Below are 16,138 nucleotides of genomic sequence, written 5' to 3' on the forward strand. Positions count from 1 at the left end.
TAAAAATATATGAATTCTTCACTACAACGCTTAGAAAAGAAAATTGGCTATCAATTTAAAGATGAAAGTTTTCTTAAGTTAGCACTGACTCACCGTAGCGCTAATGGTACACACAATGAACGTCTAGAGTTTTTAGGCGACTCGATTTTGAGTTTTGTTGTTGCAGATGATTTGTACCACCGTTTCCCTAAAGTGGATGAAGGTGATATGAGTCGTATGCGTGCAACATTAGTTCGTGGTCATACATTAGCAGAGCTTGGTCGTGAGTTTCAGCTAGGTGATTACCTATACTTAGGCCCTGGCGAATTGAAAAGCGGTGGTTTCCGTCGTGACTCTATTTTAGCGGATGCGGTAGAAGCAATTATCGGTGCTATCTATTTAGATAGTGATACTGAAACAGTACGTGGCATTATTTTATCTTGGTATAACACTCGCCTTGAATCAATTGAACCTGGCGTATCTCAAAAAGACCCGAAAACACGTCTTCAAGAGTACTTACAAGGTCGTCGTAAGCCATTACCAACGTACACAGTAACTAAAATTAAAGGTGAAGCTCATAATCAAGAGTTCACTATTGAATGTATCGTGGCTGGCTTGGATAAGCCGGTTATCGGAAAAGGAAGCAGTCGCCGCAAGGCAGAACAGTCGGCTGCTGACATTGCATTAGGACAACTTAACTAATGTCAGATGAAAAAGAATTTGATTTAGACGCGTATTTCGCATCAGAAGGAAAGTCAGAAGCAGTAAGTGACAACCAACATTGTGGTTTCATTGCTATTGTTGGCCGCCCAAACGTAGGTAAATCAACGCTTCTTAACCAAATTTTAGGTCAGAAGATTTCGATTACTTCACGTAAACCTCAGACGACTCGTCACCGTATTATGGGTGTTGATACTGATGGCGATTATCAAGCGATTTATGTTGATACTCCGGGCCTTCATATCGAAGAAAAACGAGCAATTAACCGTTTAATGAACCGTGCTGCAAACTCATCGTTAAGTGATGTGAATTTAGTATTATTCCTTGTGGATGGTACTCACTGGACTCCTGACGATGAAATGGTTCTAAACAAACTGAAAAAATCTGAATTCCCAACAGTATTGTTAGTGAATAAAGTTGATAACGTTAAAGATAAAAAAGACGTTATGACTCACTTACAAGAGATGACGGATAAAATGGATTTTGTTGATGTTGTGCCAATTTCAGCAAAAACAGGTTCTAACGTAGATGTGGTTCATAAGTTAGTTCGTGAGCACTTGCCTAAAGCGGTTCACCACTTCCCTGAGGAATACGTAACGGACCGTTCTCAACGTTTCATGGCATCAGAAATTATTCGTGAAAAATTGATGCGTTTTACTGGTGAAGAATTGCCTTATTCAGTAACCGTTGAAATTGAGCGTTTTGATTACAATCCAAAAATGGATGGTTTCCACATCAATGGTTTGATCCTTGTTGAGCGCCATGGCCAGAAGAAAATGGTTATCGGTAAGAACGGTGAAAAGATCAAAACTATTGGCCGCGAAGCTCGAATCGATATGGAAGGTTTATTTGACCGTAAAGTGTATTTAGAGCTTTGGGTTAAAGTGAAATCTGGATGGGCTGATGATGAGCGAGCACTTCGTTCTCTAGGTTACATCGACGATTTATAATTTCTAGAAACTAGAAACTAGAAACTATAAGAGCGAGAGCAGGATCCCGAATAACTTAATCAGATTATTTTAAGTTGTTTGGGATTTTTTGTTATAACGAAAGAGATCTTTTATAGTCTCTAGAAGCAAAGCTTTATCGTTAGCGAAGCGTATAGTTAATTAAATGGGTAAGAAACGTGGAAGAAGGCTTACAACGCTGTTTTGTCCTGCACCGTAGACCATATAGTGAAAGCAGTCTAATTTTAGATGTGTTTAGCGAAGAGTATGGTCGTTTATCTATTATATCCAAAGGGGCGAGAAGTAAGCGCTCTAATTTAAAAGGTGTACTACAAGCCTTTACCCCATTGCTGATGAAATGGTCAGGTAAAGGATCCATGCGTACGCTGCGACAAGCTGAAACCATCAGCTTAGGCATTCCTCTTACTGGCATTAATCTTTACTCAGCAATGTACATCAATGAATTATTGGTGCGAGTTGTAGAGCAAGAAACCCCATATCCAGCCCTTTTTCTTGATTACCTCACCGCTTTAACTGAATTAGCTCAGAGTACCAACCCAGAACCCGCACTACGACGTTTTGAATTGGCTTTATTATCAGCAATGGGTTACGGCGTTGATTTCTTACATTGTGCAGGCAGTGGTGAAATGGTCTCTCCTGAAATGACTTATCGTTACCGTGAGCAACAAGGTTTCATGGCGTCCATTCGTCATGACCCTTTAATGAGCTTTAAAGGTAATGAGCTTATTGCCATTAGTGAGCGACGATTTACCACACCAGAACAATTAAAAGCGGCAAAACGCTTTACACGTATAGCCTTAAAGCCGTATCTTGGCGGTAAGCCCCTAAAAAGTAGGGAACTGTTTCTTCCTAGAACAAGGAGTATTCTAAAATGAGTTCAATTTTACTTGGCGTTAATATCGATCACGTAGCAACCCTTCGAAATGCGCGAGGTACTAAATATCCAGATCCTGTACACGCAGCAGAAATCGCTGAGCGTGCTGGTGCTGCAGGTATTACGATTCACCTACGTGAAGATCGCCGTCATATTAAAGATCGAGATGTACGTATTCTGCGTGAAACGCTGCAAACTCGAATGAATTTAGAAATGGCTGTTACAGATGAAATGGTTGGAATCGCTTTAGAAACCAAGCCTGAATTTGTTTGTCTTGTTCCTGAAAAACGTGAAGAGTTAACAACAGAAGGTGGCCTGAATGTGTCAGGTCAGCTAGAAAAAGTGAAAGCTGCAACTCAAAAGCTAACAGAGGCGGGCATTAAGGTATCTTTGTTTATTGATGCTGATAAAGAGCAAATTGATGCGGCTGTTGAGTGTGGTGCTCCTTTCATCGAACTTCATACAGGTGCTTATGCTGATGCTGAAACAGAAGAAGCACAGCAAGATGAGCTGAAGAAGATTGCAGCTGGTGCAAGCTATGCAGCAAGTAAAGGGCTTATTGTAAATGCTGGTCATGGTTTGACTTATCATAATGTAGAAGCCATTGCTGCACTGCCTGAAATTTACGAGCTAAACATTGGTCACTCAATTATGGGACGAGCGATGTTTGATGGTTTAGAAAAGGCGGTTTCGGATATGCACCGTATTATGCTAGGTGCTCGTAAGTAATGGCAATTGTTGGTTTAGGTACTGACATTGCAGAGATTGAAAGGGTTGAGAAGGCCCTTTCACGCTCAGGAGATGCATTTGCAGAACGCATTTTAAGTCAGTCTGAATTTGAAATATATCAAGAGTTAAAACAGAAAGGGCGGTTTTTAGCTAAGCGTTTTGCTGCTAAAGAAGCGGCATCAAAAGCATTAGGCACTGGCATTGCTCATGGTGTTACTTTTCATGATTTTACGATTTCAAATGATGAAAATGGAAAACCAATGTTAACCTTGTCAGGAAAGGCGTTAGAGCTTTCCCAAAAAAGTCATATTGCGAATATTCATCTTACTATTTCTGATGAACGTCATTATGCAGTAGCAACCGTAATCTTCGAATCTTAAAATAAAACCAACCTAACTTACGGTTAGATTGGTTTTATCATTTAATCAGACGTTCAGTTATTTATTGCTTAATAGCAGGTTTGCATCTTTAGTTACTTTTTCCATTTCATCTTGCAGCTCAAACAGCTCTGGTTCAATATCAGAGATAGTTTGATGTTGTCGCAATGACGTTTCAATTAAATTACAAAGTTGCTTCAAGCGTGGGACACCACAATATGAGCTACTGCCATGTAGCTTATGAATATAATGGCAAAGTTCTTCTTCAGAAATATCACTTTCTAACGCCTTATCAATCCATTCGTTTACTTCAGGAATGAAGTCGATCAACATCTGTAGCATTTCTTGTGCAAGGTCTTCTTTACCTGCTGATTGTTTTAATGCCGCTTCCCAATCGATACTGCCCATGACTTTATCATTGGCTTCTTCAACATGAAGTTCAGGGATTGCATCCGCTAATATTGTGATTTTTTCAACATCGCTATTGTCCGTTAATGGACTCCAGTGAATGATCACTTGTTGTAAAACATGTTCTTCGATTGGCTTAGTTAAGTAGTCATCCATCCCTTCGCTAATTAAGCGTTCACGCTCACCTTCCATTGCATGGGCAGTAACAGCAACAACTGGTGTTTGTGCATTCAGTGCTGTTTTACGTATTTCTTTACATGCCATTACCCCATCCATTTTCGGCATTTGGATGTCCATAAGAATAATGTCGAAGTGTTGCTCTGTGGCTTGTTGAACCGCATCTAAACCATTATCACAGGTAATAACGGTTTCTACTTGCTCACTTAATAGTGCTGAAATCAGTTTCAAGTTAGCTGGGTTATCATCAACAGCCATGACTTTAATTGGTAATTTTTGCTCTTCAGAAGCATGAGCCATTAAATCAGGCAACTCAGGAACGGGTTGCAGATCTTTCTCAACAAGTAGAGCGTCTAATAGTTTTTTCTTCGCAAACGGTTTAGATAGACACGTAATATGCGAGAACTGGTTTAGTTCGTCAGTTAAAGCAAGCTCGGTACTTGGTAGACCAACGATGATCGTTGAGCAGTTAGCTGAAAGTTGAGATGTCATCTCTTGGATCGTTTCAATACTCGGTTTTGAGTTCGAGCTTAAACTGATCAACGCGTAGTCATGTGGCTCGATAATTTCAGGTAGTGTTGAGCGATAAGTAACAAAGACACCATGACTAATAAATTGTTGCTGCAAAATAGAAGCCGATTGCATATTTGGTTCGATAAGTAACAGCTTTTTCTTCTCTAGCTGAGTAATGTCATGATCATTCAGCATAGGTAGATCTGTTGGGTGCATTCTGATCGTAAACCAGAAGGTAGAACCTTGGTGAAGACGGCTACTTAAGCCTATCTCACCGCCCATTTGAGAAATTAGTTTTTGGGTAATAACAAGGCCTAAACCTGTACCACCGTAACGACGAGAAATACTAGCATCTGCTTGACTAAATGCTTGGAAAAGTTGCGCTTGTTGACGCTCAGAAATACCAATACCAGTATCACGAACCACGAACTGCAAATCAACATAATCGTCAGCTAAATGTTTGAGCTCAACCGAGATATCAATATTGCCTTTTTCAGTAAATTTAATCGCATTACCCACCAAATTATTGAGAACTTGTTGAATACGTAGTGGATCGCCGATTAAGCCAGATGGTACACGTTGATCAATTTTTAGGGTGATCTCTAATCCTTTCTCATGAGCACTTGGTGCTAATAAACTAACGACTTCATCAAGACTATCTTGGAAATCAAATGGCAGGTTTTCTAGCAGTAATTTACCCGCTTCCAGTTTAGAGAAGTCTAAAATATCGTTGATGATTGTCAGTAAGTTATTGGCTGAACGTTCGATAGTTTGTAAGTAATCTTGTTGGTTCTCAGACAGTGATGTTTTTAGCATTTGTCGAGTAAAACCAATCACACCATTAAGCGGTGTTCTTAATTCGTGTGACATGTTTGCTAAGAACTCAGATTTCACTCGCGCAGCTTCTTGAGCGCGTTTTTTCGCAATATCTAACTCAACGTTTTGAATCTCTAACTGTTCTAAGGTTTCTCGAAGATCAGAGGTTGCTTGGTCGATACTTTGCTGCATTTCAACGTGGTATTCAGATAAAGAAATTGCCATGGCATTGATACCATTTTTTAGAGTATCCAATTCACCGTGCAGTTTATTTTCAATACGAACATCTAAGTGACCACGACGGATCCTATCAACCACACTAACCATGTGTGAGATAGGCTGAGTCACATCTTGCATTAACCGATAAGCAAAAACACCAGACAAGCCCAAACCTAAAGCAAGAACGAGTAATGCTGAGAATATTTCTTGGTATTGCTGTAAGCGTAAGCTAGAAAGATCAAGTTCAATGGCGATATAACCTAATGGCTCATTGATATGAGATGAGTCGAAGTTAGCTGAGAACTTACCTTCAGGAAGAATAGGGGTTCTTAAAATCAGAGATTCTTCTTGAAAGGAAATATCAAGAAGTAATGGAATGGGTTTATCTTTAGGAAACGTTAAGCTTTCAAAGTTTGGATGGAAGTTAGAAGTAACAAAAAGCTCATGATGCTCATCAAATACGGCAATACTACGAACAATATTGGAATGCTTTCTGTGAGCGTAACTAATTAAACGACGAACCGCTTCTCGGTTTTTTCCTGTCATTCCGTATTCACTAGAGATAGCAAGAGGTTCAATAATACTTGTGCCACTAGAGATTAATTGATTCTCTAAGTCATTGTATCGGTTCATGGTAAAGAAACCACTCAGCAGTAACCCGATAATTAATGTAGGCGCTAATGTTAGCGTTATGACTCGTGCACGTAGGCCGTATTTTTTCATATAAATTCGATTCGTTTAACTTCCTTGAGGGCGTAGCTTAATCAACTTAGAGGCTAAGCTCAATTATTCTCTGTCGAAAGCGCAAGATAGAACGTAAATCAAGACTGCATCTTCATATGGTTTCGGTATAATGGAGCTAATTTTTGTAAACCAGGCAGTAATAATGGCGCAATTCTTCAAACCGAAAAAGAAAGCTTCTGTAAACACAAAACATCTATCAGTTGATGTGGTTCGATTAGATCACAACGGAGCTGGAATTGCTTTTGTTGATAAGAAACCCGTGTTTATTGAGGGAGCATTGCCTGGTGAAAAAGCGATCATTCAGTTTATTGAGCAAAAGAAGCAATTTTCTCGTGCAAAACTGATCAAGTTAGCGCAGAAAAGTGAAAAGCGCCAAACACCGATTTGTCAGCATTATCATGAATGTGGTGGGTGTAATTTACAGCATCTACAACATGAAGAACAAATTGTAGCGAAAAATGAAAAGCTACAAGAACTGATGAAAAAGCAAGGTGTCTCACAATGTGAGATGGTTCAGCCTATTATGGGTGAAGAACTAAGTTACCGTCGTCGAGCTCGCATCAGCTTAATGATTAATAAACAAACCAATCAGCTTGATTTCGGTTTTCGTAAAAAACAGAGTAAGGCAATTGTAAATGTTCGCCATTGCCCTGTTCTTGTTCAAGAGTTAGATCAACATTTAGAGTCATTATTTACTTTATTAAACCAGTTAAAAGGTAAGAAAAACCTAGGTCATGTTGAGCTTGTACAGGCAGATAATGGCAGTGTTTTACTTATTCGTCATGTGGCAGATTTTAATGAGAAGGATCACCAAGCATTAGTTAATTATTGTGAAGAACGCAATTTAATCCTATACCTAATGCCTGAAGCGGATGTATTAAATCATGTTCGTGGAGAAGAACCATTTTATCTTATTGATGGAACCAAAATTTATTTTACGCCGAAAGATTTCATTCAAGTAAATCGCAAAGTCAATGAGCAAATGGTTGAGCAAGCCTTATCTTGGTTAGACTTAAATGAAAACGACAGCGTATTGGATCTATTTTGTGGGTTAGGAAACTTTAGTCTGCCATTAGCTAAAAAAGTAAAAACAGTAGTGGGGATTGAAGGGGTTGATGACATGGTTCAACGTGCAAAATTGAACGCCGAAAGAAATCATCTTTCTAATGTGTCGTTTTATCAAGCTAACTTAGAAGAAGAGGCTAGCGATCAAGTGTGGGCTAGCACAAAGTTTACAAAAATTTTACTGGATCCTGCCAGAGCAGGGGCTGCAGGTGTGATGGAAACTGTGGCAAAATTAAAGCCTCAAACCGTGGTTTATGTTTCGTGCAACCCAGCAACACTTGCGCGCGATAGCCAATTACTTATTCAACACGGTTTCAAGCTTACTAGGCTAGGTATGCTTGATATGTTCCCTCATACAGGGCATTTGGAATCTATGGCATTGTTTGAACGTTAACTCATTCTTGAGTTCGTTAGGCGGGATCAAAAGAATTACAGATTAGAGAATTAATAGGAAACGGACATGGTCGCAGTTCGCGGAGCACATCTAAAGGAAAATGAAACGTTCGAGTTAGCTGAATGGATAGACAGCCTCGAACAAGATAAACCCACTTCAAAAAAACTGACAGAAGTTTACCTGCATTGTCAGGAATTAGTGGCGTCCCATGAAAATGGCCAGCTATTGTTATGGCGTGGCCGAGAGATGATTGAAATTTTAATCACTCTGAGTATGGATAAAGCCACCTTGGTTGCTGCACAACTTTTCCCATTGGTGTCGAGTGGTCTTCTAGATAAAGAAATCCTCACAGAGCATTACAGTAAAGAAATTGAAAAACTCATTGAGGGCGTCGAAGAGATGGACTCAATTGGACAATTAAATGCAACCGTAGGGCCTGAGTCAGCATCAAACCAAGTCGATAATATTCGCCGTATGCTACTGGCTATGGTGGATGATTTTCGTTGTGTGATCATTAAACTAGCTGAACGTATTTGTAATCTACGTGAAGTGAAAAATGAACCAGATGAAGTGCGTCGTGCTGCTGCGAAAGAGTGTAATAATATTTATGCTCCGCTTGCCAACCGTCTAGGTATTGGTCAATTAAAGTGGGAAATTGAGGATTACTCTTTCCGCTATCAACAACCGGATACCTATAAAAAAATCGCGAGACAACTTTCAGAACGAAGAATTGTTCGTGAGCAATACATCCATGATTTTGTCACTGATTTAAGTGATGAGATGAAAGTATGTAATATCAATGCTGAAGTAAGCGGTAGACCTAAACACATCTACAGTATTTGGCGAAAAATGCAGAAGAAAAGCTTGGCCTTTGATGAGCTTTTTGATGTTCGAGCGGTTCGAATTATTGCTGATAAACTGCAAGATTGTTATGCGGCTTTGGGGGTTGTTCATACCAAATTTAAGCACCTACCAAGTGAGTTTGATGACTATGTAGCAAACCCAAAACCCAATGGTTATCAATCTATTCATACTGTTGTTCTTGGTCCTGAAGGCAAAACCATAGAAATTCAGATCCGTACTAAGGACATGCATGAAGACTCAGAGTTAGGAGTTGCTGCTCACTGGAAATACAAAGAAGGTCCGGGTAGTAACAGCCGTAGTGGTTATGATGAAAAAATCACATGGTTACGTAAGTTACTTGATTGGCAAGAAGAGATGTCTGATTCGGGTGAAATGCTGGATGAACTTCGTAGCCAAGTATTTGATGATCGTGTTTATGCCTTTACCCCTCGCGGTGATGTGGTCGATTTACCCATGGGAGCAACGCCACTCGACTTTGCCTATCATATTCACTCAGAAGTAGGACATCGTTGTATTGGTGCTAAGGTTGGTGGACGTATTGTTCCTTTCACGCATCAATTATCAATGGGTGATCAAGTTGAAATTATCACTCAAAAAGAACCAAATCCATCACGAGATTGGTTAAATCCAACATTGGGTTTTGTTAACTCGAGTCGTGCTCGCGCTAAGATTAATGCGTGGTTTAGAAAGCAAAGTCGTGAGAAAAACCTAGATGCAGGTAAAGAGATCCTTGAAGTTGAATTAGCTAAAATTGGTGGAACATTGAAAGATGCTGAGCGTTATGCTCTTAAGCGTTTCAATGTAAATTCAACCGATGAGCTTTTTGCTGGGATTGGTAGTGGTGATCTTCGTATTAACCAGATCGTAAATCACATCAATGCGCTAGTAAATAAACCAACGGCAGAGCAAGAAGATCAAAAGGCGCTTGAGCAACTTCAAGAATCAGAAGCAAAAGCGCAAGCTCAGGCACAAGCACAGAGCAAACAACGTAAAGATGCAGTTGTTGTTGAAGGGGTTGATAACTTAATGACGCATTTAGCGCGTTGTTGTCAGCCAATTCCGGGTGACCCAATTGCAGGGTATATTACACAAGGCCGTGGTATTTCAGTTCACCGCAGTGACTGTGATCAGCTAAACGAGCTTCGTCATCATGCTTCAGAACGTATTATTGATACGGTATGGGGAAGTGGTTTTGTTGGCTCTTATATCCTGACTTTACGTATTACAGCAATGGATCGAACTGGGCTGTTAAAGGATCTAACGACTCTGTTTGCTAATGAAAAAGTTAAAGTGTCAGGCATGAAGAGCCGCAATGATTACAAGAAGCAGTTAACGATCATGGACTTTGATCTTGAGGTCTTTAATGCCGATATTGTCGGTCGATTGATTACACGAGTTGAACAAGTTAAAGATGTAATGGAAGCCATTCGCTTGTCATAACCGCCATAGATAAAATAAATTAACTGTTTTATCAATAAGATAGATTAAAGCCGGATATTTTTTAAAATATTCGGCTTTTTTATTGAAAAAAAATCTCAAGTTCTGAAATTGTAGGCCGTAAATATGTGTATCAACGATGAATTATAGGCTTCAACCCTATAACAATAAATGAAGCCTGACCGGAGCAAATACAATGGCAATTTCAGTAAATACAAATATCTCGGCAATGACAGCACAACGTTATATGAACAATGCAACTGCTGCCCAAACTGATTCAATGGAAAAATTGTCTTCAGGTTCGAAAATTAACAGTGCTGCTGATGATGCTTCTGGTCTACAAATTTCAAACCGTATGACTGCGCAAAGTCGTGGTCTAAACGTGGCAGTACGAAATGCACATGAAGGTATGTCTATTACGCAAACTGCTGAAGGTGCAATGAAGGAAACAACTAACGTTCTTCAACGCCTACGTGACTTATCTCTTCAATCTGCGAACGGTTCAAACACTGATGCTGATCGTGCTGCAATGCAAGAAGAAGCAAGTTCATTAACTGATGAATTAAACCGTATTGCTGAAACAACATCTTTTGCGGGTACACGCTTAATTAACGGCGAATTTGGTACTAAATCATTCCAAATTGGTGCAGATTCTGGTGAAGCCGTTGCAGTAACACTTAATAGCATGCGTGCTGATGAAGCGACAATGGGCGGTAAATCTTACTTTGCTGAAGAAGGTCGTGACATTAACTGGAAAGTAGGTGCAGAGAATACGCAATTCAATGTGTCTTACAATGATAAGAATGGTAATGCTCAAGAAATTAATATCACAGCAAAAACAGGTGATGATATTGAAGAGTTAGCAACTTACATTAACGGTCAAACAAATGAGCTAAGCGCATCTGTTACTGAAGATGGTGTACTTCAAGTATTCATGTCAGGTGAGACGATCTCTTCTCCATTAGAATTTAGCGGTTCATTAGCTAATGAACTAAAAATGGGTGGCGAATCTGATGATACAGTAGCATCAATGGATTTAACTACTGTTGGCGGCGCACAGCGTTCAATTGACGTTATCGATGCAGCTCTAGAATACGTAGATAGTAACCGTGCTTCATTAGGTGCAATTCAAAACCGTTTTGATAGTGCAATTAAAAACTTAACGAACATCAACGAAAATATCTCTGACTCTAATAGCCAGATTAAAGATACGGATTTCGCTAAAGAAACAACAAATTTAACTAAGAGCCAGATCTTAAGCCAATCAAGCTCATCTATTTTGGCACAAGCTAAACAAGCGCCAAATGCGGCAGTAAGTCTATTAGGCTAATTTGTCAAAAAATTAAAATTCATCGAGATTAAGAAAGCTGTGACTATAATGGTCACAGCTTTTTTGTTTTTATACCAATCACAGGGAATAAATATGACCACCCCAAATAATATTGAACAGTTACTCTCTATCATGGCTCAACTAAGAGACGAAAAGAAAGGGTGCCCTTGGGATAAAAAACAAACCTTTGATTCTATTGTTCCACACACCATAGAAGAAACATACGAAGTGGTGGGTGCGATTCATAAAAAGGACTGGAGCAATTTAAAAGAAGAGTTGGGAGATTTACTGTTTCAAGTGGTTTTCTACGCGCAAATCGCTAAAGAAGAGCAATTGTTCGATTTTAATGACGTACTAGAAACTTTAAATGAAAAATTGGTTCGCCGTCATCCACATGTTTTTGGCGAAGATAATTTTTCATCTGATGCTGAAATTGCAGCCAATTGGGATAAAGTAAAACAACAAGAACGTTTAGATAAAGAGAAAAACAATCAACAAACACCAGTTCAAGAAAGCATCTTAGATACAATTCCAACGGCTTTACCAAGCTTACTAAGAGCAAATAAAATACAAAAGCAGTGCGCCAAAGTCGGCTTTGATTGGGATGAGTTACAACCTGTTGCAAATAAAGTAAATGAAGAAGTGGCAGAAGTGCTAGAAGAAGTCTATAAAGTACCCAGAAATGAAGAAAAAGTAGAAGAAGAATTAGGCGATCTACTTTTTGCTACGGTAAATCTAGTGCGTCATTTAGAAAAAAATCCAGAGCAAGCTTTAAGCAAAGCAAATAACAAATTTGAGCGTCGTTTTCGTCAAATTGAAGCGAACGTCGCCAAAAAAGGTAAAAAAATAGAGCAATGTGATTTAAATGAGCTAGATTCTGAGTGGGAAAAAATTAAGCGAAGTGAGCGGAATTGATTTGGAGCAAAAAATAAATCAATTAACTGTGATACTTTTCACGTTGTGGCGATAAAGCGGTTCTGGTATATTCACTTCCCGTCCAGATGAAATCCATTTTTATTCCTCATTACACCAATTTCAGGTAACGTATGACGACGAATTACATTTTTGTAACTGGCGGGGTTGTATCCTCACTAGGTAAAGGTATTGCAGCAGCATCATTAGCAGCTATTCTTGAAGCTCGTGGCTTAAAAGTCACTATGATGAAGCTTGACCCATACATCAACGTTGATCCAGGCACAATGAGCCCTACTCAACACGGTGAAGTATTCGTCACGGAAGACGGCGCAGAAACGGATCTAGACTTAGGTCACTACGAGCGCTTCATCCGCACCAAGATGACTAAGCGTAACAATTTTACCGCTGGTCGAGTATACGCAGATGTTCTACGTAAAGAACGTCGCGGCGATTACTTAGGTGCTACTATCCAAGTTATCCCTCACATTACTAATGCGATTAAAGAACGTGTTATCTCTGGCGCTGAAGGCCACGATATCGCAATCGTAGAAGTTGGTGGTACAGTTGGTGATATTGAATCTCTACCGTTCATGGAAGCGATTCGTCAACTAGCAGTAGAATTAGGCCGTGAGCGTGCAATGTTCATGCACCTAACACTGGTACCTTACCTAGGTGCTGCTGGTGAGCTAAAAACTAAACCAACTCAACACTCAGTAAAAGAACTGCTTTCTATCGGTATCCAACCTGATATCTTAGTTTGTCGTTCTGACCGTGTTATTCCAGCAAACGAACGTAAGAAAATTGCTCTTTTCTGTAACGTACAAGAAAAAGCAGTTATCTCAATGAAAGACGTAGATTCAATCTACAAGATCCCACAACTTATTAAAGCACAAGGTACTGATGATTTAGTATGTCAACGCTTTGGTATTACAGCTCCTGAAGCTGATCTTTCTGAGTGGGAACAAGTAATTTATGAAGAAGCTAACCCAACTGGTGATGTTGTTATCGGTATGGTTGGTAAATACATTGAATTACCAGACGCTTACAAGTCAGTAAATGAAGCATTAAAACATGCGGGCTTGAAAAACCGTCTAAACGTCACTATTAAGTATGTAGATTCACAAGATGTAGAATCTAAAGGTACTGAAATCCTTGAAGGCCTAGACGCAATTCTAGTTCCTGGTGGTTTCGGTGACCGCGGTGTTGAGGGTAAGATCCTTGCTGCACAATACGCTCGTGAAAATAAAGTACCATATTTAGGAATTTGTCTAGGTATGCAAGTTGCGTTAATTGAATATGCGCGTAACGTTGCTAATATGGAAGGGGCGCACTCTTCTGAATTCTCTAAAGACACGAAATTCCCTGTTGTTGGTCTTATCACTGAGTGGATTGACAGCGAAGGCAATGTTGAAGAGCGTACTGAGAAATCAGATCTTGGCGGTACAATGCGTCTTGGTTCTCAACTATGTCATCTTGCTAAAGGTTCAAAAGCTCGTGAGCTTTACGGTAATGCAACAGTTGAAGAGCGTCACCGTCACCGTTATGAAGTAAACAACAACTTACTTCCTCAGCTAGAAAAAGCAGGCCTTAAGGTTTCTGGTTTATCTGCTGATAAGAAGCTGGTGGAAATTATCGAAATCCCTAACCACCCATGGTTTGTGGCTGCGCAATTCCACCCAGAATTCACATCAACACCTCGTGATGGTCACCCATTATTTGAAGGTTTTGTTAAAGCTGCAGGCGAAAGCGTGCGCGGTGAATTAGAAAAGTAATAGGATTTACGAGTAGCTGTCCAATGTTGGACGGCTATTTTTAGCTTTTAAATTAAAGAAAAGTAAAGAGGAAACACAATGTCTAAGATCGTTAAAGTTCTAGGTCGTGAAATCATCGATTCTCGTGGTAACCCAACAGTTGAAGCTGAAGTTCACCTAGAAAGTGGTTTTGTAGGTATGGCTGCTGCTCCATCTGGCGCATCTACAGGTTCTCGTGAAGCTCTTGAGCTACGTGATGGCGACAAAGCACGTTTCCTAGGTAAAGGTGTTCTTAAAGCTGTTGCAGCTGTAAATGGTCCAATCGCTGAAGCTCTAATCGGCAAAGATGCGAAAAACCAAGCTGAAATCGATCAAATCATGATCGACCTAGACGGTACAGACAACAAAGCAAACTTCGGTGCTAACGCAATCCTTGCTGTTTCTCTAGCAAATGCTAAAGCTGCTGCAGCTGCTAAATCTATGCCTCTATACGCTCACATTGCTGAACTAAACGGCACTCCAGGCGTATTCTCTATGCCTCTACCAATGATGAACATCATCAACGGTGGTGAGCACGCTGATAACAACGTTGACATCCAAGAGTTCATGATCCAACCAGTTGGTGCTAAAACTCTTAAAGAAGGTCTACGTATCGGTGCTGAAGTATTCCACAACCTAGCTAAAGTACTTAAGTCTAAAGGCTACAGCACTGCAGTTGGTGACGAAGGTGGTTTCGCTCCTAACCTTAAGTCTAACGCTGAAGCTCTAGAAGTTATCGCAGAAGCTGTTGCAGCTGCTGGTTACGAACTAGGTAAAGACGTTACTCTTGCTATGGACTGTGCAGCATCTGAGTTCTTCGACAAAGAAGCTGGCATCTACAACATGAAGGGCGAAGGTAAAACTTTCACTTCTGAAGAGTTCAACCACTACCTAGCTGAGCTAGCTAACCAATTCCCAATCGTTTCTATCGAAGATGGTCTAGACGAGTCTGATTGGGCTGGCTTCAAGCACCAAACTGAACTACTAGGTGACAAACTTCAACTAGTAGGTGACGATCTATTCGTTACAAACACTAAGATTCTTGCTGAAGGTATCGAGAAAGGCGTAGCTAACTCTATCCTTATCAAGTTCAACCAAATCGGTTCTCTAACTGAGACTCTAGCTGCAATTAAGATGGCTAAAGACGCAGGTTACACAGCTGTAATCTCTCACCGTTCTGGCGAAACTGAAGATGCAACTATTGCTGATCTAGCAGTAGGTACAGCTGCAGGTCAAATCAAAACTGGTTCTATGAGCCGTTCTGACCGTGTTGCTAAGTACAACCAACTAATCCGTATCGAAGAAGCTCTAGGTGAAAAAGCACCTTTCAACGGTCTTAAAGAAGTTAAAGGTCAATAATCTCAATTTTTGAAGATTTGATTTTTAATTCTTAATCGTTCGATTAGAATTTCGATATAAAACCGTCTCATTTGAGGCGGTTTTTTTTATTTCTGTCAGACAGCTAGTGAAGTTCTAATGCTGGATTGATATAGTTAGCCTTCTTTTATCATTTCCTATTTTCGGAGCAATTATGCGTACATTTGCCATTTTCTTATTGATCACTTTAGGGTGGTTGCAATACACCTTATGGTTTGGAAAAAATGGAATGTCCGATTATGCACAAGTATCAAATGACGTTGCTTTGCAAGAAGAAGTCAATCAAGGTTTACGCAATCGTAATGAGCAGATGTTTGCTGAGATTGATGACTTAAAAAAAGGCTCAGAAGCTATTGAAGAAAGAGCTCGTCATGAATTGGGAATGATAAAAAAAGGCGAAACATTCTATCGAATTATTGATGAAAACAGTGAGGGGTAATTA

General features: G+C 39.9%; 13 protein-coding genes. 12 read left to right on the forward strand and 1 reads right to left on the reverse strand.

The features are described 5' to 3' along the window. Positions 1 to 9 precede the first annotated feature (9 nt). From rnc to acpS, 5 genes are all read left to right on the forward strand, one after another. A complete protein-coding gene (gene rnc / locus HC728_RS05820; RefSeq protein WP_005420714.1) occupies positions 10 to 681 on the forward strand; it encodes a ribonuclease III in 672 nt (223 codons plus the stop codon). Further along, positions 681 to 1,649, forward strand: coding sequence for a GTPase Era (gene era / locus HC728_RS05825; protein ID WP_017019057.1), 969 nt, complete (start codon positions 681 to 683; stop codon positions 1,647 to 1,649). The genes rnc and era overlap by 1 nt, the downstream gene beginning before the upstream one ends. A gap of 176 nt (positions 1,650 to 1,825) precedes the next feature. Further along, a complete protein-coding gene (gene recO, locus HC728_RS05830; protein WP_005420710.1) occupies positions 1,826 to 2,542 on the forward strand; it encodes a DNA repair protein RecO in 717 nt (238 codons plus the stop codon). After that, positions 2,539 to 3,270 (forward strand): pyridoxine 5'-phosphate synthase, encoded by a 732-nt coding sequence (gene pdxJ, locus HC728_RS05835; RefSeq protein ID WP_017019056.1) that lies wholly within the window; start codon positions 2,539 to 2,541, stop codon positions 3,268 to 3,270. Before recO ends, pdxJ begins: the two co-directional genes overlap by 4 nt. Next, positions 3,270 to 3,650 carry a holo-ACP synthase gene (acpS, locus tag HC728_RS05840; RefSeq protein WP_012533282.1) on the forward strand — a complete coding sequence of 127 codons (381 nt, stop codon included), beginning with the start codon at positions 3,270 to 3,272 and terminating at the stop codon, positions 3,648 to 3,650. Before pdxJ ends, acpS begins: the two co-directional genes overlap by 1 nt. 57 nt (positions 3,651 to 3,707) lie before the next feature. On the opposite strand, the gene barA is transcribed toward acpS, so the two are convergent. Further along, positions 3,708 to 6,503, reverse strand: coding sequence for a two-component sensor histidine kinase BarA (gene barA, locus HC728_RS05845; RefSeq protein ID WP_012534280.1), 2,796 nt, complete (start codon positions 6,501 to 6,503; stop codon positions 3,708 to 3,710). Positions 6,504 to 6,666: 163 nt separating this feature from the next. Between barA and rlmD the strand changes: the two genes are divergently transcribed. The 7 genes from rlmD to ftsB all read left to right on the forward strand — a co-directional run bounded on the left by rlmD (position 6,667) and on the right by ftsB (position 16,135). Next, entirely contained in the window at positions 6,667 to 7,983 is a 1,317-nt protein-coding gene (rlmD, locus tag HC728_RS05850) for a 23S rRNA (uracil(1939)-C(5))-methyltransferase RlmD (protein ID WP_065597570.1), read from the forward strand. A 66-nt stretch (positions 7,984 to 8,049) separates the two neighbouring features. Continuing rightward, a complete protein-coding gene (gene relA / locus HC728_RS05855; RefSeq protein WP_190395198.1) occupies positions 8,050 to 10,287 on the forward strand; it encodes a GTP diphosphokinase in 2,238 nt (745 codons plus the stop codon). Positions 10,288 to 10,480: 193 nt separating this feature from the next. Continuing rightward, positions 10,481 to 11,614 (forward strand): flagellin, encoded by a 1,134-nt coding sequence (locus HC728_RS05860; RefSeq protein WP_005420704.1) that lies wholly within the window; start codon positions 10,481 to 10,483, stop codon positions 11,612 to 11,614. A 93-nt stretch (positions 11,615 to 11,707) separates the two neighbouring features. Then, on the forward strand, positions 11,708 to 12,529 hold the full coding sequence (gene mazG / locus HC728_RS05865) for a nucleoside triphosphate pyrophosphohydrolase (protein WP_190395199.1): 822 nt from the start codon (positions 11,708 to 11,710) through the stop codon (positions 12,527 to 12,529). A 131-nt stretch (positions 12,530 to 12,660) separates the two neighbouring features. Then, the gene (locus tag HC728_RS05870) at positions 12,661 to 14,301 is read left to right on the forward strand and encodes a CTP synthase (protein ID WP_005420701.1); all 1,641 of its coding nucleotides are present in this window, start codon (positions 12,661 to 12,663) and stop codon (positions 14,299 to 14,301) included. A gap of 78 nt (positions 14,302 to 14,379) precedes the next feature. Further along, complete coding sequence (eno, locus tag HC728_RS05875) at positions 14,380 to 15,678, forward strand: phosphopyruvate hydratase (RefSeq protein ID WP_005420700.1); 1,299 nt, start codon at positions 14,380 to 14,382, stop codon at positions 15,676 to 15,678. Between the two features lie 172 nt (positions 15,679 to 15,850). Further along, positions 15,851 to 16,135 (forward strand): cell division protein FtsB, encoded by a 285-nt coding sequence (gene ftsB / locus HC728_RS05880; RefSeq protein WP_065597569.1) that lies wholly within the window; start codon positions 15,851 to 15,853, stop codon positions 16,133 to 16,135. Positions 16,136 to 16,138: the final 3 nt, after the last annotated feature.

This window comes from Aliivibrio sp. S10_S31 (assembly GCF_014694495.1).
Taxonomy (GTDB): domain Bacteria; phylum Pseudomonadota; class Gammaproteobacteria; order Enterobacterales; family Vibrionaceae; genus Aliivibrio; species Aliivibrio fischeri.

Bases quoted from the DNA above. Each gene is read 5' to 3' on its own strand.
- rnc (WP_005420714.1), top strand. From the start codon at position 10: ATGAATTCTTCACTACAACGCTTAGAAAAGAAAATTGGCTATCAATTT.
- era (WP_017019057.1), top strand. From the start codon at position 681: ATGTCAGATGAAAAAGAATTTGATTTAGACGCGTATTTCGCATCAGAA.
- pdxJ (WP_017019056.1), top strand. From the start codon at position 2,539: ATGAGTTCAATTTTACTTGGCGTTAATATCGATCACGTAGCAACCCTT.
- acpS (WP_012533282.1), top strand. From the start codon at position 3,270: ATGGCAATTGTTGGTTTAGGTACTGACATTGCAGAGATTGAAAGGGTT.
- barA (WP_012534280.1), bottom strand. From the start codon at position 6,503: ATGAAAAAATACGGCCTACGTGCACGAGTCATAACGCTAACATTAGCG.
- rlmD (WP_065597570.1), top strand. From the start codon at position 6,667: ATGGCGCAATTCTTCAAACCGAAAAAGAAAGCTTCTGTAAACACAAAA.
- relA (WP_190395198.1), top strand. From the start codon at position 8,050: ATGGTCGCAGTTCGCGGAGCACATCTAAAGGAAAATGAAACGTTCGAG.
- HC728_RS05860 (WP_005420704.1), top strand. From the start codon at position 10,481: ATGGCAATTTCAGTAAATACAAATATCTCGGCAATGACAGCACAACGT.
- mazG (WP_190395199.1), top strand. From the start codon at position 11,708: ATGACCACCCCAAATAATATTGAACAGTTACTCTCTATCATGGCTCAA.
- HC728_RS05870 (WP_005420701.1), top strand. From the start codon at position 12,661: ATGACGACGAATTACATTTTTGTAACTGGCGGGGTTGTATCCTCACTA.
- eno (WP_005420700.1), top strand. From the start codon at position 14,380: ATGTCTAAGATCGTTAAAGTTCTAGGTCGTGAAATCATCGATTCTCGT.
- ftsB (WP_065597569.1), top strand. From the start codon at position 15,851: ATGCGTACATTTGCCATTTTCTTATTGATCACTTTAGGGTGGTTGCAA.